The sequence below is a fragment of the Actinomyces provencensis genome, from assembly GCF_900155435.1.
Lineage (GTDB): Bacteria > Actinomycetota > Actinomycetes > Actinomycetales > Actinomycetaceae > Pauljensenia > Pauljensenia provencensis.
The window spans coordinates 3139717-3163931 of sequence record NZ_LT700212.1; the positions used below are offsets into that span (position 1 = coordinate 3139717).

Sequence of the window (24215 nt, forward strand, 5' to 3'; positions counted from 1 at the left end):
CGCGCCCGGACCCACGGCGCTCCGGACGCGCACGAGGGCGGACCACCCCTCCCCGCCCCGCGTCCCACATCCAGAACCGGCACGACCACGACAGCCCTCCGCCCGCAGCGGAGGCGCGAGAGGACGGACATGACCACCACCCCCACACCCGGATTCGCCACCCGTGCCGTCCACGTCGGCCAGGAGCCCGACGCGACCACCGGTGACGTGGTCCCCCCACTCCACGTCGCCTCCACCCACGCCCAGGACGGGGTCGAGACCCTGCGCCACGGGTACGAGTACGGTCGCGGAGCCAATCCGACACGGGATGCCTTCCAGCGTGCCCTGGCGGACCTGGAAGGGGGTGGGGCGGCCTTCGCGTTCCCCTCGGGCATGAGCGCGGAGGACACCCTGGTCCGCGTGCTCACGCGACCCGGCGACCACGTGGCCTTCGGGGACGACGTCTACGGGGGCACCTACCGCCTCTTCACGGTGGTGCGTCCCGCCGAGGGGCTGCGCGCGACGCCGGTCGACCCCGGGGACGTGGACGCGGTCGCGGCGACCGTGGCCGGGGAGGGGTCCCGTCTGGTGTGGGTGGAGACGCCCTCGAACCCCCTCCTGGAGGTCTTCGACATCGCCGCGCTCGCGGAGGTCGCTCACCGGGCCGGCGCCCTGCTGGTGGTCGACAACACCTTCGCCTCGCCCTACCTGCAGCACCCCCTGGCCCTGGGCGCCGACGTCGTCGTGCACTCCACGACGAAGTACGTCGGCGGGCACTCGGACCTCATCGGTGGGGCCGTGGTGGTGGCGGCGGGCCTGCACCTGCCCGCGCGCCCCGGTGGAGCCGACCTCGGGTGGACGGGCACCGGCGACGTCGCCGCGGAGCTGCGTTTCCTCCAGAGCGCGATCGGCGCCGTCCAGTCACCGCGCGATGCCCACCTGGCCCACCGCGGCCTCAAGACCCTCGCGGTGCGGATGGAGAGGCACAGTGCCTCAGCCCTCGCGCTGGCCGAACACCTGCGCGACCACCCGGCGGTGCGGGCCGTGCACTACCCGGGGCTGGCGGAGGATCCCGGCCACGACCTGGCCGCCCGCCAGATGCGGGCGTCCGGCGGGGTGCTCTCCTTCGAGGTGGCGGATGCGGACCATGCCCGCCGCGTGGCGGAGTCGACCCGGGTGTTCTCCCTCGCCGTCTCGCTGGGTGCGGCGGAGTCCCTCATCGAGTACCCGCCCGTCATGACCCACGCCGTCAAACAGGGTGCGCGCTGGGAGCTGCCCGCGGGGATCGTGCGCCTCTCGGTGGGGCTCGAGGACGTCGAGGACCTCATCGCCGACATCGACGTGGCCCTGGAGGCTGCGGGCGCCGTGGGGGAGTGAGGGTGCACACGAGGGCGACGCTGTCGCGGTCCTCCCGGCGGTAGGGGCTGATGAGGGGGTTCACGGCTGTCTCCCGACGTCGTGGGTGTCGGTGTCGTGGCCAGCGGGCGTCGTGCCTGGTGCACCCGGGTTCACTCCAGTCCGATGGCATCCATGGCGAGGGGCAGCCAACGGGTCCAGAAGGCGAAGTCGTGGACGCCGGGGCCCTCCTCCCACACCAGGGGCTGACCGACCTCGGCCGCGGTGTCACGGAAACGGTGGTTCTGGGCGAGCAGACGGTCCTCGGTGCCGCAGGTGGCGAAGAGACGCAGGTCCCTGCCCTCGCCCGAGGCGATGCGTGAGACGAGGTCGTGGGGTCCCCCTGCCACGTCGTAGCCCCCCAGGTAGTCCTCGAAGAGGTCACGGTGACGGCCCTGGAAGGCGGTCTCGGTCAGGTCGAGCGTCCCCGAGAGGGAGAACGCCGCACCGAAGACGTCCGGGTGGTCCAGGGCCGCCCGGAAGGATCCGTAGCCTCCCATCGACAGTCCACCGACGACGGTGCGCTCGCGCGAGTCGGAGACCTGCAGGGTGTTGCGGACCAGGTGGGGAAGTTCGCTGCCCACCCATGTCCCCCAGGCCATTCCGTGGGCGGCGTCCACCCAGAAGGAACGTTGCCCGTCGGGCATGACGATGACGACCCCACGTTGGGTCGCCAGGTTCTGGACATTGACGTTGGACGGCCACTGCATGTGGTTGCCGCTCAGTCCGTGCAGGAGGACGAGGACGGGCCACCCACCGGGCGGAGGGGTCGCGGGAGGGCCCTCCACCGACTCGGGCACCGCCACCATCACGGTCGTGCGCATGCCGAGGGACTCGGAGCGGACCTGGGACCATGTCTGCAGAGCCATTCCCCCATGCTATCGGTGCCGGGTGTGGAGGCGTCGGGCCGGGCCGGTCGCGGAGCCGCCCTCGTCCGCCCCGCTCGGGAAGCGCAGCAGGGGTCGCCCTCGTGTGCCCAGCCCGGGACACACGCTCGGGAAGCGCGCCCGGGGTGCCCGACCTACGCTGGTCGTGCGCCCACGGGCGCCACACACGTTGCTGAGAAGGAGAGAACATGACGAAGATCGGGACCTCCGACCTGGACGTCGCGCCCCTGTGCCTGGGGGGCAACACCTTCGGGTGGACCTCTGACCGGGACGAGTCGCACGCCGTCCTGGACGCGTTCGTCGGCGGGGGTGGGAACTTCATCGACACCGCCGATGTCTACTCGGTCTGGGTGCCCGGCAACCAGGGCGGAGAGTCCGAGACCATCATCGGCGAGTGGCTGACCCGGCGCGGGCAGCGTGACGATGTCGTGGTGGCCACCAAGGTCGCCCAGCACCCCCTGTTCCCGGGTCTGTCCGCCGGCAATGTGACCCGCGCGGCCAATGCCTCCCTGACCCGTCTGAGGACGGACCACATCGACCTCTACTACGCCCACGAAGAGGATCCCAAGACCCCCGTCGAGGAGTCCGTGGCCGCCTTCGCCGCACTGCAGGAGGAGGGCAAGGTCCGCCACGTCGCGCTCTCGAACTTCTCCGCCAAGTCCGTCGACCGGTGGATCGCGGCGGCCGACGAACAGGGTGTGGAGCGACCCGTGGCCCTGCAGCCGCACTACAACCTGGTCCACCGCTCCGACTTCGAGGGCAAACTGCGCCCCACCGCGGAGAAGTACCACCTGGCGGTCATCCCGTACTGGGCCCTTGCCGCGGGCTTCCTGACCGGCAAGTACCACTCCGATGCCGACATCGCGGGTGCCCGCTCCGACATGGTGCGTGGCTACGCCTCCCCCGAGGCGTTCGCCGTGGTCGACCTGCTGCGCGAGATCGCCGCCGTGCACTCCGTGGAGCCGACCTCCGTGGCCCTGCGCTGGCTGGCGCTCCAGCCCACGGTGGTCGCCCCCATCGCCTCGGCCCGCACCGTGGCCCAGGTCGCCCCGCTGCTGGCCTCCCTGGACCTCACCCTCACCTCCGAGGAGGTCGCCGGCCTGGATCGTGTGTCCTCCCTGGTCGGACGCTGAACCGGACTGGCCCGGGAGGCCCCATGCCTGACACGAGCGACACCCGGAGAACCATCGCGATCGTCGGCGGACACGGTCGCATCGCCCTGCACCTGACACGCATCCTCGCCGACGACGGTGTCCGTGTGCTCGGGATCGTGCGCAACCCGGGCCAGACCGAGGACGTCGAGGCCGCGGGTGGGGTCCCGGTCCACCTCGACATCGAGGAGGCCACCGCCGAACAGGTCGGGCGCGAGATCTCCGGTGTCGAGGCGGTCGTGTTCTCGGCCGGGGCGGGACCGGGTTCCGGGCCGGCCCGCAAGCTCACGGTCGACCTGGGCGGGTCGGTGCTCGCGCAGCGGGCAGCCGACCTCTCCGGGGTGCGCCGCTTCGTGCAGGTCTCGGCCATGGTCGACCGCGATCCTGGTCCGGACGCGGACGAGACCTGGCGGGCCTACGTCCACGCCAAGAGGGAGGCCGATGCGGACCTCCGGGCGACGGCCCTGGACTGGACGATCCTGCGCCCGGGCAGTCTCTCCTTCGAGGAACCCACGGGTCGGATCAGGATGGGGGCTCCCCTGGAGCCCGGTGCGACATCGGTGCCCGTGCCACGTGGTGACGTGGCGGCGGTGCTCGCCGCAGTGCTGGACGACCGTCGCACGGTGCGCCGGACCCTTGACCTGGTGGGAGGGGACACGCCCGTCAGGGCCGAACTGGACCGGGTGCTGGGCTGAGGACGGGGCTGCGGGACGGGAGCAACGTCCCAGTGAAAATGGGTCACGAGTCCCACATGCGGGTCGGAGAAGGCGTCTAGTGTGGCAAGCGGCGGGTCCTGGAGCAGTGCAGCGCCGGGAGACGCCCCATCCCAGTCCACACGACACCAGAGCGAGTCCTCCATGGCCGAGCCACACGTCAAGGAGATCCCTTCCCACAGCGCTGAGGAAGAGGAACTCATCATCCGCAACAAGAAGGGCGTCCCTGTCGGCGTGAAGCCGCACAACAGGTGGACGCCCGCGAAGATCGCCCTGTGGGTGGTGATCACCCTGCTGGGCGTCCTCGGCTGGACGATGCTGGCCATCGTCCGGGGCGAGGAGGTCAACGCGATCTGGTTCGTCGTGACCGCGGTGTGCACCTACTCCATCGCCTACCGCTTCTACGCACTGTTCATCCAGCGCACGATCATGCGCCCCGACGACCGCAACGCCACCCCGGCCGAGCGCATCAACAACGGCAAGGACTTCGACCCCACCAACCGGGTCGTCCTCTACGGCCACCACTTCGCCGCCATCGCGGGCGCCGGCCCGCTGGTCGGCCCCGTCCTGGCCGCCCAGATGGGCTACCTGCCCGGCACCCTGTGGATCATCATCGGGGTGTGCGTGGCCGGTGCCGTCCAGGACATGCTGGTCCTCTTCTTCTCCATGCGCCGGGGCGGGCGTTCACTCGGCCAGATGGCCACCGACGAGATCGGTCGGATCGGTGGCACCGTCGCCACCGTCGTCGTCTTCGTCATGCTGATGATCGTCCTGGCCGTCCTCGCCATGGTCTGCGTCAACGCCCTCGCCGCCTCCCCGTGGGGCGTCTTCTCCGTGGGCTGCACCATCCCGATCGCCGTCGTCATGGGCCTGTGGTTGCGCTACGTCCAGCCCGGGAAGATCACCCAGGTCTCCGTCGCCGGGTGCACCGCGCTGATCATCGTCATCATCGCGGGCCGCTGGGTCGCGGAGTCCTCCTTCGGCCAGTACCTGCACCTCTCGCCCACGACCCTCGTGTGGGCCATGATCGTCTACGGCTTCTTCGCCGCCGTCCTCCCCGTGTGGGTGCTGCTGACCCCGCGTGACTACCTCTCCACCTTCATGAAGGTCGGCACCATCGTCGTCCTGGCGCTCGGCATCATCATCGTGCGACCCATCGTCGAGATGCCCGCCGTCACCGAGTTCGCCTCGAACACCGACGGCCCCGTCTTCGCGGGCACCCTCTTCCCCTTCCTCTTCATCACCATCGCCTGCGGGGCGCTGTCGGGCATGCACGCCATGGTCGCCTCCGGCACCTCCCCGAAGATGATCCAGAAGGAGTCCCAGGTCCGCATGATCGGCTACGGCGGCATGCTCATGGAGTCCTTCGTGGCCATCATGGCGCTCGCCGCGGCCGTCTCCCTGAACCAGGGCGTGTACTTCGCCATGAACACCTCGTCCGCCACCGTCGACAAGTTGGCCGGCACCTCCGTCACCGAGACCACGACGGACCGTGAGGAGATCACCTCCGCCGCCGTGCAGAACCTGGGTGTCACCGACGTCCACGGCAACAGCATCATGCCGCGGTGGGAGTCCTGGGACGACCAGGGCAACCCGACAACCTTCGAGGGCGCCGACGCGCTCAGGCAGGTCGCCGAGGACATGGGCGAGCCCTCCATCGTCTCGCGCACCGGTGGTGCCCCGACCCTGGCGGTCTCGATGGCCCACATCCTCCACCAGATCGGCGGCGGCCGGGCGATGATGGGCTTCTGGTACCACTTCGCCATCATGTTCGAGGCCCTCTTCATCCTCTCCGCCGTCGACGCGGTGACCCGCGTGGCGCGCTTCCAGCTCTCCGACGCGCTGGGCAACGCCCTGCCGAAGTTCAAGGACCCCTCCTGGAGGATCGGGGCGTGGTTGTCCACCGCGGTCGTGGTCGCCTCGTGGGGTTCCCTGCTCCTGATGGGTGTCACGGACCCGCGTGGTGGCATCCAGACCCTCTACCCGCTCTTCGGCATCGCGAACCAGTTGATCGCGGCCGTCGCCCTGCTGGTGGTCACCGTCATGGTGGTGCGCAAGGGGTACGTGAAGTACGTGTGGATCCCCCTGGTGCCCTTCCTCTTCGACACCGCGGTGACCTTCACGGCCTCGTGGCAGAAGATCTTCTCCACGGACCCCAACATCGGCTACTGGCAGCAGTGGCGGGACGCGCGGGCCCTCCTGCCGACCCTCACCGACGCCGAGGACGTCGCCGTGCAGGAGGCGATCGTGCGCAACACCTTCATCCAGGGGACGCTCTCGGTGATCTTCCTCGTCTCCGTCGCCTTCGTCATCGTCTGCGCCGTGTTGCGAGTCGTGCGCACCCTGCGCACAGGTGACACGACCACCTCGGAGGACCCGTTCCAGGAGTCGAACTTCTTCGCGCCCTCGACCCTGGTCGCCTCGAAGCTCGACAAGGAGCTGACCCGGGAGTACGCGGTGGTCGGTGACCCCGATCTGATCCCGGGACACACGCAGCACCACGGTGGTCACTGAGGTGTCCTCCCCGCGCACGTGCGGTGTCGCCCCCGTCCCTCCCACGGACGAGGGCGGCACCGCCGTGCGCCCGGTGCCGCACCTGCGTGCGGCTGCACGCACGGGGGAGGGGGAGCGGGGACCGGGGGGCGACGGCCCCGGGCCGGGCACGGACCGGAGGACACGGTGGCACGGCGTCCGGGAGTCCCTGTGCGAGCACCTGCAGGAGGCCCGTCGACTGTGGCGTGACTTCACGGGGGAGTCGGCCTATGACCGCTACGTGGAACGTCATGTCCGCGAGCACCCCGACCACGAGCCGATGACGGAGCGTCAGTTCTGGCGCGCCCGCGCCGACTTCGACGAGGAGAACGTGTCCACGGGCTGCTGCTGACACATCCCCCCGGGGCACCGGACCACCCGTCCGACCGACCCCTGTCGACGGGGTGCGGGTCGGGCGACCCGTCAGGCGTGGACCCCGGTCAGGGCGTGTCGTGGTGCTCGGACGCCGCGGAGAGGCGTCCCTCGATCCAGGCGGACCCGGCCACGGCACCCGCCAGCGCCAGGAGGGCCGGTACCAGGACCTGCACACCCTGCTGGGTGAACTCCAGGACCAGCACGAGGGCGGTGAAGGGCGCACGCATCGACGTGCCGAGGAACGCGGCGGCACCGATGAAGGCGAATGCCGCGATCTGGGTACCCGGCCACACCAGTGACCAGGCCAGTCCCCCCAGTGCCCCCAGACCCGCACCCAGCGCGATCCCGGGGGTCAGTGTCCCGCCCCAGGCACCGGAGCGGATCGTCAGCAGTGTCGCGACGGCCCGGGCCAGCACGACCACGGCGAGGGGTCCCAGCAGGGTCGCGTCGAAAGCGGTCTGTGCCGTCGACTGTCCGTTGCCCAGGACGCTGGGCACCCACACCGAGACCAGCCCCACCGCCGTGAAGGCCAACGGCATCGTCACGAGCAGGCCGACGCCCGTGGGACGGGCGATCTCGAAGCGGTGGACGAGACGGTGGAACAGGTGCCCGAGCACACCCAGGAGGGGGCCCGCGATGACGGCCCACACCAGGAGCGAGGCGGTGGGGTGGAGCTCGGGCACGGTGTAGAAGGGCTCGGGTCGCTGCCAGCCGTCCGCGACCAGGACCGCGATGCCCGAGACTGCCAGGGCGGGCCAGACGGTTCGTGGCCCGAGCCGGACCAGGAGGACCTCCAGCGCGAACACCGCGCCCGAGAGGGGGATCGAGTAGACGGAGGCCAGTCCTGCTCCCGCACCGCAGGCGACGATCGTGCGGCGGTCCTCCCGGGAGAGCCCCAACCTGTCGGAGATGAGACCCGCCCAGGCCGCGCTCATCTCGCGGGGTGCCACCTCGCGCCCGATGGAGGCGCCCAACCCGACGATGACGACCTGGGTGGTGGAGTGCAGGAAGGTGGTGACGATCGGCATGCGCCAACCCTCCACCGCGTCGGCGACGGAGACGATGCCGCGACCGTGTCGGCGGATGAGGAACCAGGACACGCCACCCAGGACGCCGGCGAGGGCGAGGACGGCCACCCGTCTGCGCGGGTCGGTGGAGACGACGGCGTCCAGGAACGTGCCGTCCCCCATGCCGTAGGCGAGGCGCTCCAGCACGTGCAACAGGTGCACGAAGAACCAGCCCGTGGCACCGGCGGTGAGGCCCGCCAGGAGCACGGCCGCGAGGAAACGGACGGCGGGGGTGTGCGCCTCACCTGCTGGGTCCATGACCCCACGCTACGACGCGTGTTCCTCCCCGGGCGAACCGGACCCGCTGCGAGCCCCCGGCCGGGCCGGGAGGGGAACCGCGACGGACAACCGTGTCACACCGGTCCGGTTCCCGGTGCGGGAGTGCCGTGGAAACCGCGGGGCGTCTACGCTGAGGGCGGACCCTCCGGCACCCGCCGGGTGAAGGGCCTGCACTGCATCCTCGGGAGGACACATGTCCACGCCAACCACCCCCTTCGACTCCCTGCGTCTCGATGCCTTGAGAGTGACCAGCTCAGTCCTGCGTGCCGTGCGGTCGACGATCCTCGTCGCGGGCTCCGCGGCCATCATCATCGGTGCACTCCTGCTCTTCTGGCCGACCAAGTCCCTGCAGGTCGCCGCGGTCCTGCTGGGCATCTACTTCCTCATCTCGGGTGTCGCCCGCGTCCTCCTGGCGCTGTCCACGCCGGGTCTGTCTGCGGGCCTGCGGGTGCTCGACCTGATCTTCGGCGTCCTGTTCCTCGTCGGCGGTGTCTTCATGCTGCGCAACTCCGCACTGGCGGCCGCGACCCTGGCCGTCGTCATCGGCTTCATCGTCGGGATCTCCTGGATCGTGGAGGGCATCCTGGCCCTCGTCGAGTCCGGCTCTGCGGCCTCGCAGGGCTGGGCCATCGCCTTCGGGATCATCTCGATCCTCGCCGGCGTGACCGTCCTCGCGGTCCCCGGCTGGTCCGCGGTCTGGCTGGTGATCTTCACCGGTGCGGCCCTGGTGGTCAGTGGCGTCGTGGCGATCATCCGTGGCATCCGTCTGGGCCGCGACGCCGAGGCTGCCCTGGACGACGGCATCATCGAGGGGACCGTCGTCGAGCACTGACCCCGGGACCAGGGCTGTCGGTGGCGGGACTTCCCGACCGGTGACCAGTCGGAGGAGCGGCGTCGACCCACGGGGTCGGCGCCGCTCCCCGTTCTCAGGACTCCTCGTCCAGACGCCGGGCGATGCGGGAGAAGACACGTCCGAGGATCTCGTCCTCGCCGGGTTCGAGGCCGTCGAGCACCAGCTCCCGCACGAGACCACGGTGCACCCGGGCAGCGTGGTCGAAGCTGGCGCGGCCCTCCGGCGTGAGGTGCACCTGCCCACCACGGCCGTCGGTGTCGCAGGAGCGTCTCTCCAGCAGTCCACGCGCTGCGAGCCGCTTGAGGGTGTGGGTCAGGCGGGAGGGGCTGAAGACGACCTCGTGGGCGAGCATCGAGGGCCGGATCCCCTCCTCGCCGGCGCGCGAGACCTGCAGGAGGACGTTGTACTCGGGGAGGCTCAGGGAGCAGTACTCCTTGAGTCCGCGTTCGAGTCGGTCCGACAGCCGTGAGGTGGTCGTGAAGAAGACCTCCCAGGCACGGGCCCGGGCCGCGGTCCCGTGGCTCATCGGAGACCGCCGCGGTGCAACAGCGTCTCGAAGTCCACGAACCCGGGGAAGTCCTCCGCGGCGTCCGGTCCGGGCGTCGTGTCCTCCCGGCCCACACCCCCACCCTCCGTCGTCCCGGCAGGGAGGCGGAGTGCGTCCAGGAGTTCCTCCGCGCCCTGGCGGATCCTCCGCCCGAGGCGTGCCCCGCCCAGCCCGTCGGAGTCGGAGGCGTGGGCACCCCAGTCCTCCGTCGCGGCGTACAGGGCGGTCGTGACCGCGGGGGCGTGGAGGTAGGTGAAGAGGGGGCGCATCGCCGTCTCGGTGACGAGGGCGTGTCGCGGTGTCCCGCCCGTGGCCCCGAGCAGGACGGGGGTGCCGCGCAGGGCGTCCTCGTCGAGGACGTCGAAGAAGGACTTGAACAGGCCCGAGTAGGAGGCCCGGTACACGGGGGTCAGGGCGACGAGCGCGTCCGCACCGGCCACGGTGTCCAGTGCCTCCTGGACCTCGGGCGGGGCGAAGCCCAGCGTGAGTGCATCGGCGATGCCGTGCGACAGTGGACGCAGGTCCACCGCACGGGCGTCCACGCCGGTCCCACGACGGGACGCGGCCTCCTGCAGTGCGTCGACCACGGCGTGTCCGAGCCGGGCGGTGGAGGAGGCGTCGGACAGCCCCGCATTGACCACGGCGACGCTCACCGGGGCGTGGTCGCTCATCGCTGCTCAGCCGCCTCGATGAGGGCATCCGCCCCGTCCACGGCGTCGCCGTCGCTGGCCGCCCGTGGGTAGAAGGAGGCGCCCGTCACCGAGTCCTGTGAGTCCGAGGGGACCCGTGGGCCGAACCCGTCCCCCGGCGCCACGGTGTCGTCGTCCTCCCCCGCAGCCGGGACCGGGCGTGGGGTGGGGGTCCGCCCGGCAGGCACGGACAGGTGCTGCGTCTCCGTCGGGTCCCCCACGTGCACGCCCTCGTCCGGGAGGCCCCGGGCGAGACGGACCTCCTCGCGCACCCGTGCCGCGCGCGCGAGTTCGGTGGTGACGGCGCTGGTCGTGCCCGCGCCGTCGCGTTCCTGCAGGAGGGACTCGTGGGTCGGGGGGTCGGAGGGGACCTCCGGGTCGCGCATGGCCTCGAACTCGCGGCGCAGGACGGGCACGACCTCACCGCCGAGCAGGTCGAGCTGCTCCAGGACCGTCCTGAGTGGGAGTCCCGCGTGGTCCATGAGGAAGAGCTGGCGCTGGTAGTCCCCGACGTAGTCCCGGAACCCGAGGGTGCGGTCGATGACCTGTTGGGGTGAACCGACGGTCAGGGGAGTCATCTCCGTGAACTCCTCCAGGGAAGCGCCGTGTCCGTAGACGGGGGCGTTGTCGAGGTAGGGACGGAACTCCGCCACGGCGTCCTGCGAGCGTGGTCGCATGAAGACCTGGCCGCCCAGCCCGACGACGGCCTTCTTCGCCGGTCCGTGTCCGTGGTGCTCGAAACGCTGGCGGTAGAGGGCGACCATGCGCCGGGTGTGGTCGGCGGGCCAGAAGATGTGGTTGTGGAAGAAGCCGTCGCCGTAGTAGGCGGCCTGCTCGGCGATCTCGGGGGAGCGGATGGACCCGTGCCAGACGAAGGGGGCGATGCCGTCCAGTGGGCGCGGCGTGGAGGTGAAGCCACGCAGGGGGGTGCGGTGGCGGCCCTCCCAGGTCACGACGTCCTCGTCCCAGAGTCGACGCAGCAGTGCGTAGTTCTCCACGGCCAGCGGGATCCCCTCACGGATGTCCTTGCCGAACCAGGGATAGACCGGACCCGTGTTGCCGCGCCCCATCATGAGGTCGATGCGACCTCCCGACATGTACTGCAGCATCGCGTAGTCCTCGGCGATCTTCACCGGGTCGTTCGTGGTGATGAGCGTGGTCGAGGTCGACAGGTGCAGCCGGGTGGTCGTGGCGGCGATGCGTGCCAGCGTGGTGGTGGGTGAGGAGCTGAAGAAGGGTGGGTTGTGGTGTTCGCCCAGCGCGAACACGTCCAGGCCCACTTCCTCCGCATGCTGGGCGATCGTCAGGGTGGCGGCGATCCGTTCGGCGTCATCGGGCGTGTGCCCGGTGGTCGGGTCGGTGGTCTCGTCACTGACGGTGAAGATGCCGAACTGCATGTGGCTGTCCTCCGGTGTGTCCGGTCACGCCGCCGACGGGTCGCGGCAGCTGCCACAAGTATTACAGATTTCAACTACATGTCGAGGGGGAGGACGTGGGAACTGCCACATCGGTGACGAGCCGTGCGCGTGAGAGCTGGACCCGCTGCGCGACGAGGCCGACCAGGGTGCCGGCCAGTGCGCCGATGAGGATCCCGATGAGCATGCCCACCACGGGATGGCTGGCCAGGGTGCCACCCAGCCCGCCGGCCAGTGCGTACACGCAGCCCCAGGTGGTGGCCGCAATGCCGTCGAGCAGGAGGATGCGTCTGGTGGGGACGCGTTGTGATCCTGCTGCGAGGAAGACGGCGACCCTGAGGACCGGGATGAAACGCGAGGTCGAGAGGAGCACCGTCCAGTGCTGCTCGGCACGCGAACCAATGGTGCGGGCGAGCCGGGAGAACCGTGACGTGCCGTCGTGTGGAATCCTGCGTCCAATTGCCACCATTGTCATGTCCCCGGCAAGAGCGAAAGTTGACGCGATTGCAATTGTCGCCACCAGGAGCAGGGGATTTCCGGTGGAGATCGAGGCGGCGCCGAGAGCGGAGACAAGAGTTCCCGCGGGCAGGGGCGGAAAGAAGCCGTCACCCCAGCACAGTATTGCGAGGGCCAGCAGGGACCACTGTGAGGTTGCTGCCGAACCGGTCCATTCCGCGAGTCGGGGGCCCACCGAGCCGATGAGGTCGATGAACTCCATGGAGGTGTTCCTTCCGGGTCGCTCGTCGGTGCGGCGTGTGCATTCAGGGCAGATACCGGGTCGGGGACGGGACCGCCTGCCCCGTGTCCTCCACGATGGCACCCCGGGGAGCTCGGCGGCCATCGGGGAACGCCCTGAATGGACCCTGGTTCCGCAGGTCAGGGGTGAGGGTGGGGAACCGAAATGGGACTTGTGTTCCATATCTCTCCCATTTGCGGCACTTTTGCCAATTCAGCACGGGAACGCCAGAACCGGGGCATCTCCCGGTTCTGTGAACCATCTGCGTGTCGAAGGTGCACACACTTCCGTATTTCCGCTCCGTCGCATTCTTGATGACATTCCCAGCCGCCGCTGATACTGTTCTGTTCCGACAGTTCATCCATTGTGTGACGACGGGAGTGGGACATGAAGAAGACCGAGGTCATCCTGGTGGATGACATTGACGGCTCGAGCGCGGACCGGACGATTTCATTCTCCGTGAATGGCGTCTCCTTCGAGATCGACCTGAATGAGGAGCACGCAACCGAGTTGCTCGAGGATTTCGCGAAGTGGGAGTCCCACGCACGTCGGGTCGGTGGCCGCGCCACCGCCACGCGACGTCGCCGTGCCTCCTCCGGGGCCCCTTCCGAGGCGGCGCAGATTCGCGCCTGGGCGCAGAAGAAGGGGATCGAGGTCTCCGACCGCGGTCGCATCCCTGCTCCCGTCGTGGAGAAGTACCACGCCGAGAACGCCTGAGCCGCATCGGCCCGACCATGACCGCCCCCGGGACCCCGAGGTCCCGGGGGCGGTCCCATGACAGGTGGGCGCCCGTGATGTGACAATGGGCGCATGACCTACACATTGGTGCTCCTCCGCCACGGCGAGAGCGAATGGAATGCGAAGAACCTGTTCACCGGCTGGGTCGACGTGCCGCTGTCCGAGAAGGGACGCGCCGAGGCAGTCCACGGTGGCGAACTGCTCAAGGAGGCCGGGGTCCTGCCCGACCTCCTGTTCACGTCGCTGCTGCGTCGCGCGATCATGACCGCGAACCTGTCCCTGGACGCCGCCGACCGTCACTGGATCCCCGTCCAGCGCAACTGGCGCCTCAACGAGCGTCACTACGGTGCCCTGCAGGGAAAGAACAAGAAGGAGATCCGCGAGGAGTACGGCGAGGAGCAGTTCATGCAGTGGCGTCGCTCCTACGACGTCCCGCCGCCGGCGATCGAGCTCGGCTCCGAGTTCTCCCAGGACACCGACGTGCGCTACGCCGGTGAGCCGATCCCGCGCACCGAGTGCCTCAAGGACGTCCTCGAGCGTCTGCTGCCCTACTGGGAGGAGGCCATCGTCCCCGAAATCCGTTCCGGCAAGACCGTCATGGTCGCCGCACACGGCAACTCCCTGCGTGCCATCGTCAAGCACCTCGACCACATCTCCGACGACGACATCTCCGGGCTGAACATCCCCACGGGCATCCCGCTCGTCTACGAGCTCGACGAGGAGACCCTCGAGCCCGTGAAGAAGGGTGGCACCTACCTGGATCCCGACGCCGAGGCCAAGATCGCGGCCGTCGCCAACCAGGGCAAGTGACACCACGCCGGTGAGGCCGGGGCCCTGACCCCACTCACCGGCATCCCCGGACAGGAGCGCCCCCGGACCGTCGAGGTCCGGGGGCGCTCTGCGTCATATGGGGGGCGGCCGTCGGTCCGTCCAGGACCCGGTGCCACCGGTCCCCGTCGGTCCCCCGGGTCAGAGGCGACCCGTGAAGCCCTCCTCGGTGCCTCCTGCCGTCCCCTCGACGATGTAGCCCACCCTGCGGGCCACCGAGACCGCGTGGTCGCCGAAGCGCTCCAGGAACCGCGCCGCCAGGGTCAGGTCGATGATCTGGGTGCGGGTGAAGTCGTTCGACTCGTCGGCGATGAGGCGACGCACCTCGACCTGGAGGTCGTCGAGGACGTCGTCCTCGTCCTGGACGCGTGCCGCCAGGGACAGGTCCTGGCTGGCCACGAGCTCCTGGGTCATCCTCGCCATGTTGACGGCCGCCTCGCCCATCTTGTTGATCTGGGGGGCCGCGAGCTCGCAGATGGAGTGGTTCGGGTACGTCGCGCGCGCGATCAGGGCGATGTGGCGGGCGAGGTCACCCTGTCGTTCCATGGTCTGGGACAGGCGCAGTCCGGCGAGGATCAGTCGCAGGTCTGAGGCGACCGGCGCCTGCAGGGCGAGCAGGGACACGCACATCTCGTCGATGTTGCGCGCAGCGTCGTCCAGGCGTTCGTCGGCGTCGATGGTCTGCTCGGCGATCGTCAGATCGCCCTCACCCAGTGCCTTGGTCGCCCGTTCGATCGCCCGTGTCACGTTGCGGCTCATGTGCTCGAGCTCCTCGCCGAGCTGGGCGAGGTCCTGACGGTAGAGTTCACGCACGGATACAGCCTCTTTCGCTTCGACCCCGCACGGTCACGGGGTTCCGGACCACATCACACCATTGTCGGGCAGCCGTGCGCCTTCCGCGGGGTGAACGGTTGGTGAACCCCGGGTGGCCGTCCACCCGTGGGCGTCCGGATCTGCTCCCGGGGCTGCCGGGCGGTCGAGTCGAGACGCTACTGTGGTCGGCGTGCCGGAAGTTCTCACACTGGTCATCGTGGCCGCCCTGGGACTGCTCGTCGGAGTGGTCGGGGTCACCGCGTTCATCTTCTCGGAGCGCCAACAGCGCGCCGAGGAGACGGTCGATGTCGACCACGAGGGACTCCCCGGTGAGGTCCTCTCCATCCTCACGGCCCTGCCGGGCATCGCCATCGTCGTGGAGGCCGATGACGCGATCGTGCGGGCCGGCGCCGCCGCCTACTCCAAGGGTCTGGTGCGTGGAGACGAACTCGGGCACGAGGCCCTGCTCGACCTCGTCCACAGGGTCCGACGGGGCGGTCTCGCACTCACGGAGAAGATGCAGCTGCCACGCTCCTCGCTCTCGCACTCGACGATGCTCGACTTCGAGGTCCGTGCGGCCGCCCTGCCCGCCGGACGCGTGCTGGTCCTGGCCGAGGACCTCACGCTCCAGCGGCGCATGGAGGCGACACGACGGGACTTCACCGCCAACGTCTCCCACGAGTTGAAGACCCCGGTGGGTGCCATCCAGCTCCTGGCGGAGACGATCGCCGACAATCCCTCCGATGAGGAGGCCGTCGCCCACTTCGCCCCGCGCCTGCGGCGTGAGGCCGAACGGCTCGCGGCCCTGGTCCAGGACATCATCGATCTCTCGCGCCTCCAGGAGCCCGATGCACTGGACGCCGCAGCACTGCTGGACGTCGATGACATCGTGAACGCTGCCATCGTGCGCCAGGAGACCATCGCGGAGGCCAATGGCGTCGAGTTGACGGGTCCCGTGGTCGCCTCGGGGGCGCAGGTGTGGGGGGACCGTGACATGCTGGTCACGGCCGTGCGCAACCTCCTGGACAACGCCGTGCGCTACTCCACCCGCGGTGGCCGGGTGAGCGTGGGCGTCGAGACCCGTGACGACCTGGTGTCGGTGTCGGTCGTGGACTCCGGTGTCGGGATCTCCGAGGAGGACCAGGCGCGGATCTTCGAACGCTTCTACCGCGTGGACCCGGCCAGGTCGCGCAACACCGGCGGGACGGGCCTGGGGCTCTCCATCGTCAAGCACGTCGCCGCCGACCACGGGGGCACGGTCACGGTCTGGTCCCGTCCCGGGCGGGGCTCGACCTTCACGCTCGTCCTGCCCCTGGCGAGCGGCAGTGGGCCGGGTGCACACGGGAACGGGGACGAGGGCGCGGACCGGGATCCCGGAGAGGGGCCGGGCGAGGGCGTTGACCCGGATCCCGACGAGGGCCCACGCGAGGACGGGGACGGCGCCGGGGCTCCCCACGTCGTCGGACCCGAGGACAGCACGGCCTCCCCGGACGGGGACGCCCCGATCAGGGAGAGGATGCCATGAGCGCGATCCTGGTGGTCGAGGACGAGGACTCCTACCGCGAGCCACTCGCCTTCAACCTGCGTCGCGACGGGTACGAGGTGGGCGAGGCCGCCGACGGCGAGGTCGGACTGGCCATGGCCGAGTCGGGGGACTTCGACCTCGTCCTCCTGGACCTCATGCTCCCGGGTCTGCCGGGCACCGAGGTCTGCCGTCGTCTGCGCCAGACCTCCGACGTCCCCGTCATCATGCTCACCGCGAAGGACGACGTGGTCGACCGCGTCGTGGGTCTGGAGATCGGCGCGGACGACTACGTGACCAAGCCGTACAGCTACCGTGAGCTGCTCGCACGGGTGAGGGCTGTCCTGCGGCGCCGCTCCTCCGCCCTCCAGGAGGAGGACGAGGACCTCCTGGAGGTCGGCGCCGTCCAGTTGTGGGTCGAACGCCACGAGGTGGCCGTCGACGGTCGGCAGGTGGCCATGCCCCTGCGGGAGTTCGAACTCCTGGAGTACCTCGCGCGCAACCCCGACCGCGTGCTGACCCGCTCCCAGCTCATGGACCGTGTGTGGGGCATCGACTACGTCGGGGAGACCAAGACCCTCGACGTCCACGTCAAGAGGTTGAGGGCGAAGATCGAACCCGATCCCTCCCATCCCGTGCGCCTGGTGACGGTGCGGGGACTGGGGTACAAGCTGGTGTCCTGACGGGTCCCGTCACAGGGGGTCGCACCCCTGATCAGGGGCGCAGAGCCTACGCCCCGGAGGCCGCACCGGGCCACTCGACGCGCCTGCTGGTAGAATGGCCTGCGTCGCCTCGAGTCGCAGGGAGCATCATCACATGACTTTCACCATCGGCCAGACGGTCGTGTATCCCCATCACGGGGCCGCCACGATCGAGGACATCGCCCAGCGCGTGATCCGTGGTGAGGAGAAGACCTACCTGACGCTGCGCGTCACGCAGGGAGACCTGACCATCCAGGTCCCCGCCGAGAACGTGGACCTGGTGGGTGTGCGCGACGTCGTCGACGAGGACGGCCTCGAGGAGGTCATCTCCGTCCTGCGCGCCCCCTACGTCGAGGAACCCACCAACTGGTCACGCCGCTTCAAGGCCAACCAGGAGAAGATCGCCACCGGGGACATCGTCAAGGTCTCCGAGGTCGTGCGCGACCTGACGCGCCGCGACGCACACAAGAAGCTCTCCACCGGGGAGAAGCGGATGCTCACCAAGGCCCGCCAGATCCTCACCTCCGAGCTCGCCCTCGCCCGCCACATCGACAAGGAGCGCGCCTCGGAGCGCCTCGACACGATCCTCGCCGAGGGCGAGGACGCCGCGGAGCAGGAAACCGCGGCCGCCGAGTGACACGGTGGTGGCACTCGCCGTCCTGACCGCAGCCGGTTCGGGCAACCGGTTGGGTTGCGAGGGGCCGAAGGCCCTGGTGGAACTGGCCGGGAGGACACTGCTGGAGCGTGCGGCCGAGGGCCTGGCCGACGCAGGTGTGGCCGCCCTCGTCGTCACCGCACCGGAGCACGACCTGGAGGACTTCCGCCGCGTCCTGCCCGGGCACGTCCCCACCGCACCGCACGTGCCCGTCGTCCTCGTCGCCGGGGGTGCGTCACGCCAGGCGTCCGTGGCCGCCGGCCTGGAGGCACTGCCCGAGGCCGCGGCCCTGGCGGGTGTCGACCTGGGGGAGGACACGCCCGTGCTCGTCCATGACGCCGCGCGTTGTCTGACGCCCCCCGAGGTGGTGGCCCGGGTCGTCACCGCCATCGAGCAAGGAAGTCTCGCCGTCGTACCCGGTCTGCCCGTCACCGACACCCTCAAGGAGGTCGCTCCCGAGTCGTCACAGGTGGGTCCGGCCGTGCTGGGCCATGAGACCCTCGCGGGAGCCCGTCCCGGGGGAACCCCCGCGGGGTCCACAGAGGCCCGCCTCCCCGGGGAGGCATGCGACGGCGACACACACCCGGAGGTGCGCAGGGTCGTGGGCACACCGGATCGTTCCCACCTGTGGGCCGTCCAGACACCGCAGGGCTTCCGCTGGTCGGTGCTGCTGCGTGCGCACGAGCACGGTCGGGACCTCGCTGCCTCGGAGTCGACCGCGGCCACGGACGACGCCGCCCTGGTCGAGGCGCTGGGCCTGCCCGTCGACATGGTCCGCGGCGACGTCCTCGCCCTCAAGGTCACCACACGCACCGACCTGCTCCTCGCCGAGCTCCTCGTCGCCCGTCGCCCCACCTGATCGTCCGTCGCCCCCCCGGTCGCCCGTCGCCCCGCCTGATCGTCCGCGGCCCCGGTCGGTCGCCCGTCGCCCCAAGGGGCGGGGGGCCGGGAGGCCGGGGCCCTCGTGAAGGGGGAGTCCTGTCCGGCTCCCCGGGGCACAACTGCGTTCTGCGGGGGAGCGCCCGTGCTAGCTTTCCCATGGGCGGGCTCCCGCCCCTCCAGGAGCCGTCGCGCGCCAGTGCGACGACGGTCGCACAGGAAGCGAACCGACATGTCCCAACCGGACGTCCACGGACCCGCCAGCGCACCCCCACCCTCGTCCCCGGGTGATCTCGTCCCCGCCAGGCGCATCATGACCCCGACGGTCATCGGATGGGCGTTCTGGGACTGGGGGAGTGCCGCCTTCAATGCGGTCGCGACCACCTTCGTCTTCTCCGTCTACCTCACCTCCGGTGCCTTCGCCGACAAGGTCACCTCCAGTGAGCACCTCTCCCTGGGGCTCACCGTCGCGGGGGTCCTCATCGCGCTGCTGGCACCCGTCACCGGCCAGCGGGCCGACCGCCGGGGTCGTGGTGGGGTGTGGCTGGGCTGGTTCACCGCAGCGGTGGTCGTGTGCATGGCACTGATGTTCTTCGTGGCACCCGAGGGACCCCTGGGCGGCATGCGGGGCCTGTGGCTGGGCATCGCGCTGCTGGGCATGGGCAACATCTTCTTCGAGTTCGCCTCCGTCAACTACAACGCGATGCTCAACCACATCTCCGACCGCTCCACGATGGGTCGTGTCTCCGGCCTGGGTTGGGGAATGGGATACGTCGGGGGCATCGTGCTGCTCCTGTTCCTCTTCGTGGCCTTCATCAATCCGGAGGTCGGCCTCTTCGGGGTCACCCATGACAACGGGATGAACATCCGTGTCTCGATGCTCTTCGCCGCGGCGTGGTTCGCCGTGTTCGCCACCCCGGTGATCCTCAACCCGCCGCGCCCGCACCACCACGGCGGGGACGACGGGCGCGAACCCATCTGGGACTCCTACCGACGCCTGTGGGGCACGGTCGTCTCCCTGGCCAGGAACGCGCCCCACGCCCTGTCCTTCCTCATCGCCTCCGCGGTGTTCCGCGACGGGCTGGCAGGGGTCTTCACCTTCGGGGCGATCCTGGCGGGGACGGTCTTCGGGTTCAGTGCCTCGGAGGTCATCCTCTTCGCGATCGCGGCGAACGTCGTCGCCGGTCTGGCCACGATCGGGTTCGGGACGCTGGACGACCGCTTCGGCCCGAAGCGGGTCATCGTGCTCTCACTGGCCGTCATGGTGCTCTCCGGGACCGGCGTCTTCCTCCTCCACTCCCTGGGAAAGCCGGTCTTCTGGGTGCTGGGCCTGCTGCTGTGCGTCTTCGTCGGCCCCGCGCAGTCGGCCTCGCGATCCTTCCTGGGTCGCGTCATCCCGGAGGGGCGGGAGGGCGAGGTCTTCGGCCTCTACGCCACCACCGGGCGCGCGGTGTCCTTCCTGTCCCCCCTCATGTACGGCCTGTCCATCCGCATCGGGCGCCACCTCACCCCCGAGGGCCAGGACCCGACGCACTGGGGCATCCTGGGCATCGTCCTCATCCTCGCGATCGGACTGGTCCTGGTGCTCCCGATCCGCCAGGACCGCGCCCACCTCGACATCTACGAGGACGAGGGCGGGGCCGCCTCCGCCCGGAGTTGAGCCCGGGAGTCCCCCACACGATCGCTGCACACGTGGCGCCCACGGGTTCGTCCCCACCGGCGGCATCCTGCGTCCCCGGTCCGTCGACCTGCCCGTGCCCCTGTGCCCCGGGGCGCGGGGGCACGCCCAGCACCGGGGCCGCCCTCGTCACCCGTGCGCGTCAGGACCCGCATGCGGGGCGTGCGGGGACCTGTCTGCGGGGTGCGGGCCGCGCGGGAGAAGGGTCAGAAGAAGACGTCGTCGTCGTCCTCGGAGCGCACCACCAGGGCTGCGGCCTGTGCGGCGAGGCCCTCGCTGCGACCCGCGAACCCCAGGCCGTCCGTGGTGGTCGCCGAGACGGACACGGGGGCGCCGATGACCTCGGCCATGCGGGCGGAGGCCTCGCTGAGGCGCCCCGACATGCGTGGTCGGTTGCCGATGACCTGCACGGTCACATTGCCCACGGACCATCCGGCCTCGTCGAGCAGGCGCACGACCTCGTGGAGGAATGCCTCACCGGGGGCCCCACCCCACTCCGGGCGTGAGGTCCCGAAGACAGTGCCCATGTCACCCAGACCGGCTGCGGCGAGCAGGGCGTCGCACACGGCGTGGGCGGCGACGTCCCCGTCGGAGTGACCCACCAGGGCGGGTTCCCCGGGCCACTCCAGGCACGCGAGCTTCATGGTCGTGACGGGAGCATCCTCACGGACCGGGGCGAAGGCGTGGACGTCGAGCGCCTGGCCGACGCGGAAGGGGATCACCATGCCACCACCCTATCCGCGCGCGCGTGCACGCAGAGCCATCCGTCCGTGCCGCCGTCACGCGGTCCCACCACCGGGGCGCCCGCCTGGGCCACCTGCGCCGCCACTACGATGGGAGCCATGGCGCTGCACCTCCACGACTCAAAGACCGCACGGCTCCAACCCCTGGAGCCGGTCATCCCCGGCCACGTCGGGATCTACCTCTGCGGGGCGACGGTGCAGGGTGCGCCCCACGTCGGACACCTGCGCTCCGCAGTCGCCTTCGACGCCCTCATCCGTTGGCTGCGCCGCAGCGGGACCGATGTCACCTACATCCGCAACATCACCGACATCGACGACAAGATCCTCACCAAGTCCGCCGAGGCGGGCTGGCAGTGGTGGGCATGGGCCTCGCGCTTCGAGCGGGAGTTCGACGCCGCGTACCGCACGCTCGGTGTCCTGCCCCCCACCTTCGAGCCGCGCGCCACCGCCCACATCCCCGACCAGATCGCCCTCGTCCAGCGCCTGCTCGACCGCGACCACGCCTACGAGGACGGGCACGGCAATGTCTACTTCGACGTGCACTCCCAGCCCGACTACGGCTCGCTGACGCGTCAGCGCCTCGTCGACATGCGCACCACGGAGGACGACTCCCAGATCGACGCGACCGTCGAGGCCGGCAAGCGGGATCCGCGTGACTTCGCCCTGTGGAAGGCGGCCAAGCCCGGGGAACCCGCCACCGCCCGGTGGGAGTCCCCCTGGGGGCAGGGGCGACCCGGCTGGCACCTGGAGTGCTCGGCCATGTCGCGGCGCTACCTGGGTGAGACCTTCGACATCCACGGGGGCGGGATCGACCTGCGCTTCCCCCACCACGAGAACGAGCAGGCGCAGTCCCACGGCGCCGGGTGGGGCTTCGCGCGCCTGTGGGTCCACAACGCGTGGGTGACCACCAAGGGCGAGAAGATGTCGAAGTCGCTGGGCAACACCCTCTCGGTGGAGGCCCTGACCCGCGACTTCCCGCCCGCGGTGCTGAGGTGGGCGCTGTCGACCGTCCACCACCGCAGCGCCATCGAGTGGGGGCCCGAGACCCTGCCCGATGCCGCCCTCGCCTGGGAGCGCTTCTCCGGGTTCGTGGCCCGGGCCATCGACACGGTCGGCGAGGTCGAGGACGTGGCACTCGCCCCGGAGGAGTTGCCCGGGGGATTCAGTGCGGCCATGGACGACGACCTCAATGTCGCCGGTGCCCTGGCCGTGGCGCACGAGCACCTGCGCCTGGGCAACACCGCCCTGGCCGAGGGAGACCGGGAGACCGTGCTGCGTGAGCAGACGCTCGTGCGCTCCATGCTCGACGTGCTGGGCCTGGACCCGGCCTCCCCGCAGTGGCGGGCGACGACCGAAGGCCAGGGCGGGGGCGCCGAACACGAGGCGCTGTCCAGTCTGGTCGGGGCGGTCGTGGAGGAGCGCGCCGAGGCGCGTGCCGCCAAGGACTGGACGAGGGCGGACGCCCTGCGTGACCGACTGGCTGCCGCGGGCGTCGTGCTGGAGGACGGCAAGGACGGAGCCACCTGGCGACTCGCCTGAGGATGTGTTCCTGAAGCGTCCTCGTGGAGGCATCACGGCGCGGGTGTGAACGTCGAAGTGCGGGCAGGGCTGCGGGCCAGCTCGACGGTGTTGCGACATCGGTGCCCGCGTCGTCTCCGGCACGCCTTGTGCGTCGTGCGTTCGTTCCGCCCGTGACCATGTGCGCGTCCGCCGAACGGTGGACTTCCCACCGAGCGGTGGGGGTACAGGGCCACCGTTCGGTGGGAACCCCACCTCTCGACGCGGTAGGGACCCTTCGCGCGTCGAGGACCCGTGTCCTGTGGCGCTCCCGGGACACCTGACGTCCCGCCCGCCGGGGCCACCCGCTACGCTGTTCCTGCTCCTGCGACCGTGGGGGCCGGACGGGGAGGGTGCAATGGCAGGCAACGAGGGACGCCGCGGCGCGGTGCGCAGGAGCGGGTCCAAGAAGGGCCCCAAGGTCGGCACCGGCGGTCACTCCCGCAAGAAGCTCGAAGGCAGGGGCCCCACGCCCAAGGCCGAGGACCGCACCTACCACGCCGCCCACAAGCGCAAGGTCGCCCGTGAGGCCCAGGAGGAACGCGAGGCCGCGATCGCACGTGCCCGGGCGAAGTCCTCGATCAAGGTCCCGGCAGGACGTGAACTGATCGCGGGGCGCAATCCCGTGGCCGAGGCCGTGCGGGCCGGTGTTCCCGTGGCGCGCGTCTTCGTGGCGGGCTCCATCGGGGACGACCGCGTCGAGGAGGTCGTGCGCGCAGCGGCCGGGCAGGGTGCCCCCGTCCTGGAGGTGACCCGACGTGACCTGGACGTCGCCACCGATGGCGCCGTCCACCAGGGCGTGGCCATCGAGGTCCCGGCGTACGAGTACACGGACCTCAAGGAACTCATCGCCTCGTCCCTGCAGCAGGTCGGGGTGCCGCTGCTGGTGGCCCTGGACCAGGTCACCGACCCGCACAACCTGGGTGCCGTCCTGCGCTCGGCAGGCGCCTTCGGCGCCGATGGCGTGGTCATCCCGGAGCGTCGCTCCGCAGGTGTGACCACCACCGCCTGGAAGGTGTCCGCCGGTGCCGCGGCGCGCGTCCCCGTCTCCCGGGTGACGAACCTGGTGCGCGCCCTGCAGGAGTGCCGCACGGCGGGCTTCTTCGTCGTCGGCCTGGACGGGGGTTCCGACGTGTCGGTGCGTGACCTGCCCCTGGCCACCGAGCCCCTGGTCCTGGTCACCGGCGCCGAGGGGTCGGGTCTGTCGCGACTGGTGCGCGAGACCTGCGACCAGGTCGTCTCCATCCCGATCTCGGGGCGGGTCGAGTCCCTCAACGCCGCCGTGGCCACCAGCATCGCCCTCTACGAGGTCGCCTCCGTGCGCGCGGAGGCCCTCGCCGCCACCTCCGACTGACCGTCGTGTCCCGACCCGGGTACGGGATCCCGCCGCACCTCCCCGGGGCACGCCCCGAGTGGGCCGTGAGGCGTGGGTCGAGGGCCGGGTGAGCCGTGCCCCGTGGAGGGGGGACCTGCGCGTACCCCT

General features: G+C 70.5%; 24 protein-coding genes. 15 read left to right on the forward strand and 9 right to left on the reverse strand.

Features of this window, described 5'->3' with window-relative positions:
• Positions 1-129 precede the first annotated feature (129 nt).
• On the forward strand, positions 130-1356 hold the full coding sequence (locus tag BQ9890_RS13595) for an aminotransferase class I/II-fold pyridoxal phosphate-dependent enzyme (protein ID WP_075892241.1): 1227 nt from the start codon (positions 130-132) through the stop codon (positions 1354-1356).
• Positions 1357-1487: 131 nt separating this feature from the next.
• Here the strand turns inward: BQ9890_RS13595 and BQ9890_RS13600 are convergent, their stop codons facing one another.
• A complete protein-coding gene (locus tag BQ9890_RS13600) occupies positions 1488-2243 on the reverse strand; it encodes an alpha/beta hydrolase (protein ID WP_075892243.1) in 756 nt (251 codons plus the stop codon).
• Positions 2244-2449: 206 nt separating this feature from the next.
• On the opposite strand from BQ9890_RS13600, the gene BQ9890_RS13605 reads away from it, so the two are divergent.
• The 4 genes from BQ9890_RS13605 to BQ9890_RS16985 all read left to right on the forward strand — a co-directional run bounded on the left by BQ9890_RS13605 (position 2450) and on the right by BQ9890_RS16985 (position 7009).
• Entirely contained in the window at positions 2450-3394 is a 945-nt protein-coding gene (locus tag BQ9890_RS13605) for an aldo/keto reductase (protein ID WP_075892245.1), read from the forward strand.
• Positions 3395-3417: 23 nt separating this feature from the next.
• Complete coding sequence (locus tag BQ9890_RS13610) at positions 3418-4107, forward strand: SDR family oxidoreductase (RefSeq protein WP_075892247.1); 690 nt, start codon at positions 3418-3420, stop codon at positions 4105-4107.
• 162 nt (positions 4108-4269) lie between these two features.
• The gene (locus BQ9890_RS13615; protein ID WP_075892249.1) at positions 4270-6639 is read left to right on the forward strand and encodes a carbon starvation CstA family protein; all 2370 of its coding nucleotides are present in this window, start codon (positions 4270-4272) and stop codon (positions 6637-6639) included.
• Position 6640: 1 nt separating this feature from the next.
• Positions 6641-7009: a YbdD/YjiX family protein gene (locus BQ9890_RS16985; RefSeq protein WP_407638907.1), complete on the forward strand. Its 369-nt coding sequence runs from the start codon at positions 6641-6643 to the stop codon at positions 7007-7009.
• 88 nt (positions 7010-7097) lie between these two features.
• Here the strand turns inward: BQ9890_RS16985 and BQ9890_RS13625 are convergent, their stop codons facing one another.
• Positions 7098-8357 (reverse strand): chloride channel protein, encoded by a 1260-nt coding sequence (locus BQ9890_RS13625; protein ID WP_075892251.1) that lies wholly within the window; start codon positions 8355-8357, stop codon positions 7098-7100.
• 214 nt (positions 8358-8571) lie between these two features.
• On the opposite strand from BQ9890_RS13625, the gene BQ9890_RS13630 reads away from it, so the two are divergent.
• The gene (locus BQ9890_RS13630; protein ID WP_075892253.1) at positions 8572-9210 is read left to right on the forward strand and encodes an HdeD family acid-resistance protein; all 639 of its coding nucleotides are present in this window, start codon (positions 8572-8574) and stop codon (positions 9208-9210) included.
• Between the two features lie 94 nt (positions 9211-9304).
• Here the strand turns inward: BQ9890_RS13630 and BQ9890_RS13635 are convergent, their stop codons facing one another.
• From BQ9890_RS13635 to BQ9890_RS13650, 4 genes are all read right to left on the reverse strand, one after another.
• The gene (locus tag BQ9890_RS13635; RefSeq protein WP_075892255.1) at positions 9305-9757 is read right to left on the reverse strand and encodes a MarR family winged helix-turn-helix transcriptional regulator; all 453 of its coding nucleotides are present in this window, start codon (positions 9755-9757) and stop codon (positions 9305-9307) included.
• The gene (locus BQ9890_RS13640) at positions 9754-10449 is read right to left on the reverse strand and encodes a CE1759 family FMN reductase (protein WP_075892257.1); all 696 of its coding nucleotides are present in this window, start codon (positions 10447-10449) and stop codon (positions 9754-9756) included. Before BQ9890_RS13640 ends, BQ9890_RS13635 begins: the two co-directional genes overlap by 4 nt.
• Entirely contained in the window at positions 10446-11864 is a 1419-nt protein-coding gene (locus BQ9890_RS13645) for an LLM class flavin-dependent oxidoreductase (protein ID WP_230297964.1), read from the reverse strand. The genes BQ9890_RS13640 and BQ9890_RS13645 overlap by 4 nt, the downstream gene beginning before the upstream one ends.
• 70 nt (positions 11865-11934) lie before the next feature.
• The gene (locus BQ9890_RS13650; protein ID WP_075892259.1) at positions 11935-12600 is read right to left on the reverse strand and encodes a DedA family protein; all 666 of its coding nucleotides are present in this window, start codon (positions 12598-12600) and stop codon (positions 11935-11937) included.
• Positions 12601-13005: 405 nt separating this feature from the next.
• Between BQ9890_RS13650 and BQ9890_RS13655 the strand changes: the two genes are divergently transcribed.
• Positions 13006-13335, forward strand: a complete 330-nt coding sequence (locus BQ9890_RS13655; protein ID WP_075892262.1) for a histone-like nucleoid-structuring protein Lsr2 — start codon at positions 13006-13008, stop codon at positions 13333-13335.
• Between the two features lie 93 nt (positions 13336-13428).
• Positions 13429-14166: a phosphoglyceromutase gene (locus tag BQ9890_RS13660; RefSeq protein ID WP_075892264.1), complete on the forward strand. Its 738-nt coding sequence runs from the start codon at positions 13429-13431 to the stop codon at positions 14164-14166.
• Positions 14167-14325: 159 nt separating this feature from the next.
• Here the strand turns inward: BQ9890_RS13660 and phoU are convergent, their stop codons facing one another.
• Positions 14326-14997 carry a phosphate signaling complex protein PhoU gene (phoU, locus tag BQ9890_RS13665; RefSeq protein WP_075892266.1) on the reverse strand — a complete coding sequence of 224 codons (672 nt, stop codon included), beginning with the start codon at positions 14995-14997 and terminating at the stop codon, positions 14326-14328.
• A gap of 190 nt (positions 14998-15187) precedes the next feature.
• Here phoU and BQ9890_RS13670 point away from each other — a divergent pair, with 190 nt between their 5' ends.
• The 5 genes from BQ9890_RS13670 to BQ9890_RS13690 all read left to right on the forward strand — a co-directional run bounded on the left by BQ9890_RS13670 (position 15188) and on the right by BQ9890_RS13690 (position 20414).
• Complete coding sequence (locus BQ9890_RS13670; protein ID WP_075892267.1) at positions 15188-16522, forward strand: sensor histidine kinase; 1335 nt, start codon at positions 15188-15190, stop codon at positions 16520-16522.
• Complete coding sequence (locus BQ9890_RS13675; protein ID WP_075892269.1) at positions 16519-17202, forward strand: response regulator transcription factor; 684 nt, start codon at positions 16519-16521, stop codon at positions 17200-17202. The genes BQ9890_RS13670 and BQ9890_RS13675 overlap by 4 nt, the downstream gene beginning before the upstream one ends.
• 133 nt (positions 17203-17335) lie before the next feature.
• The gene (locus tag BQ9890_RS13680; protein WP_075892271.1) at positions 17336-17857 is read left to right on the forward strand and encodes a CarD family transcriptional regulator; all 522 of its coding nucleotides are present in this window, start codon (positions 17336-17338) and stop codon (positions 17855-17857) included.
• 7 nt (positions 17858-17864) lie between these two features.
• Positions 17865-18734, forward strand: a complete 870-nt coding sequence (locus BQ9890_RS13685) for an IspD/TarI family cytidylyltransferase (protein ID WP_078062480.1) — start codon at positions 17865-17867, stop codon at positions 18732-18734.
• Positions 18735-18899: 165 nt separating this feature from the next.
• Positions 18900-20414, forward strand: coding sequence for an MFS transporter (locus tag BQ9890_RS13690; protein WP_326844918.1), 1515 nt, complete (start codon positions 18900-18902; stop codon positions 20412-20414).
• Between the two features lie 224 nt (positions 20415-20638).
• Here the strand turns inward: BQ9890_RS13690 and ispF are convergent, their stop codons facing one another.
• Positions 20639-21157, reverse strand: coding sequence for a 2-C-methyl-D-erythritol 2,4-cyclodiphosphate synthase (gene ispF, locus BQ9890_RS13695; RefSeq protein ID WP_075892277.1), 519 nt, complete (start codon positions 21155-21157; stop codon positions 20639-20641).
• Positions 21151-21276: a hypothetical protein gene (locus BQ9890_RS16635; RefSeq protein ID WP_268258650.1), complete on the reverse strand. Its 126-nt coding sequence runs from the start codon at positions 21274-21276 to the stop codon at positions 21151-21153. Before BQ9890_RS16635 ends, ispF begins: the two co-directional genes overlap by 7 nt.
• Here BQ9890_RS16635 and cysS point away from each other — a divergent pair.
• Entirely contained in the window at positions 21275-22714 is a 1440-nt protein-coding gene (gene cysS, locus BQ9890_RS13700) for a cysteine--tRNA ligase (protein ID WP_075892279.1), read from the forward strand. The two genes, BQ9890_RS16635 and cysS, sit on opposite strands and share 2 nt — an antisense overlap.
• A gap of 376 nt (positions 22715-23090) precedes the next feature.
• The gene (gene rlmB / locus BQ9890_RS13705; RefSeq protein ID WP_075892280.1) at positions 23091-24086 is read left to right on the forward strand and encodes a 23S rRNA (guanosine(2251)-2'-O)-methyltransferase RlmB; all 996 of its coding nucleotides are present in this window, start codon (positions 23091-23093) and stop codon (positions 24084-24086) included.
• Positions 24087-24215: the final 129 nt, after the last annotated feature.

Excerpts from the sequence above, each read along its gene's own strand:
- BQ9890_RS16635 (WP_268258650.1), bottom strand. The coding sequence starts at position 21,276 with ATGGCTCCCATCGTAGTGGCGGCGCAGGTGGCCCAGGCGGGCGCCCCG.
- BQ9890_RS13645 (WP_230297964.1), bottom strand. The coding sequence starts at position 11,864 with ATGCAGTTCGGCATCTTCACCGTCAGTGACGAGACCACCGACCCGACC.
- BQ9890_RS13640 (WP_075892257.1), bottom strand. The coding sequence starts at position 10,449 with ATGAGCGACCACGCCCCGGTGAGCGTCGCCGTGGTCAATGCGGGGCTG.
- ispF (WP_075892277.1), bottom strand. The coding sequence starts at position 21,157 with ATGGTGATCCCCTTCCGCGTCGGCCAGGCGCTCGACGTCCACGCCTTC.
- BQ9890_RS13600 (WP_075892243.1), bottom strand. The coding sequence starts at position 2,243 with ATGGCTCTGCAGACATGGTCCCAGGTCCGCTCCGAGTCCCTCGGCATG.
- BQ9890_RS13605 (WP_075892245.1), top strand. The coding sequence starts at position 2,450 with ATGACGAAGATCGGGACCTCCGACCTGGACGTCGCGCCCCTGTGCCTG.
- BQ9890_RS13680 (WP_075892271.1), top strand. The coding sequence starts at position 17,336 with ATGACTTTCACCATCGGCCAGACGGTCGTGTATCCCCATCACGGGGCC.
- BQ9890_RS13635 (WP_075892255.1), bottom strand. The coding sequence starts at position 9,757 with ATGAGCCACGGGACCGCGGCCCGGGCCCGTGCCTGGGAGGTCTTCTTC.
- cysS (WP_075892279.1), top strand. The coding sequence starts at position 21,275 with ATGGCGCTGCACCTCCACGACTCAAAGACCGCACGGCTCCAACCCCTG.
- BQ9890_RS13655 (WP_075892262.1), top strand. The coding sequence starts at position 13,006 with ATGAAGAAGACCGAGGTCATCCTGGTGGATGACATTGACGGCTCGAGC.
- BQ9890_RS13625 (WP_075892251.1), bottom strand. The coding sequence starts at position 8,357 with ATGGACCCAGCAGGTGAGGCGCACACCCCCGCCGTCCGTTTCCTCGCG.
- BQ9890_RS13630 (WP_075892253.1), top strand. The coding sequence starts at position 8,572 with ATGTCCACGCCAACCACCCCCTTCGACTCCCTGCGTCTCGATGCCTTG.
- BQ9890_RS13615 (WP_075892249.1), top strand. The coding sequence starts at position 4,270 with ATGGCCGAGCCACACGTCAAGGAGATCCCTTCCCACAGCGCTGAGGAA.
- BQ9890_RS13675 (WP_075892269.1), top strand. The coding sequence starts at position 16,519 with ATGAGCGCGATCCTGGTGGTCGAGGACGAGGACTCCTACCGCGAGCCA.
- BQ9890_RS13650 (WP_075892259.1), bottom strand. The coding sequence starts at position 12,600 with ATGGAGTTCATCGACCTCATCGGCTCGGTGGGCCCCCGACTCGCGGAA.
- BQ9890_RS13660 (WP_075892264.1), top strand. The coding sequence starts at position 13,429 with ATGACCTACACATTGGTGCTCCTCCGCCACGGCGAGAGCGAATGGAAT.
- BQ9890_RS13610 (WP_075892247.1), top strand. The coding sequence starts at position 3,418 with ATGCCTGACACGAGCGACACCCGGAGAACCATCGCGATCGTCGGCGGA.
- BQ9890_RS13595 (WP_075892241.1), top strand. The coding sequence starts at position 130 with ATGACCACCACCCCCACACCCGGATTCGCCACCCGTGCCGTCCACGTC.
- rlmB (WP_075892280.1), top strand. The coding sequence starts at position 23,091 with ATGGCAGGCAACGAGGGACGCCGCGGCGCGGTGCGCAGGAGCGGGTCC.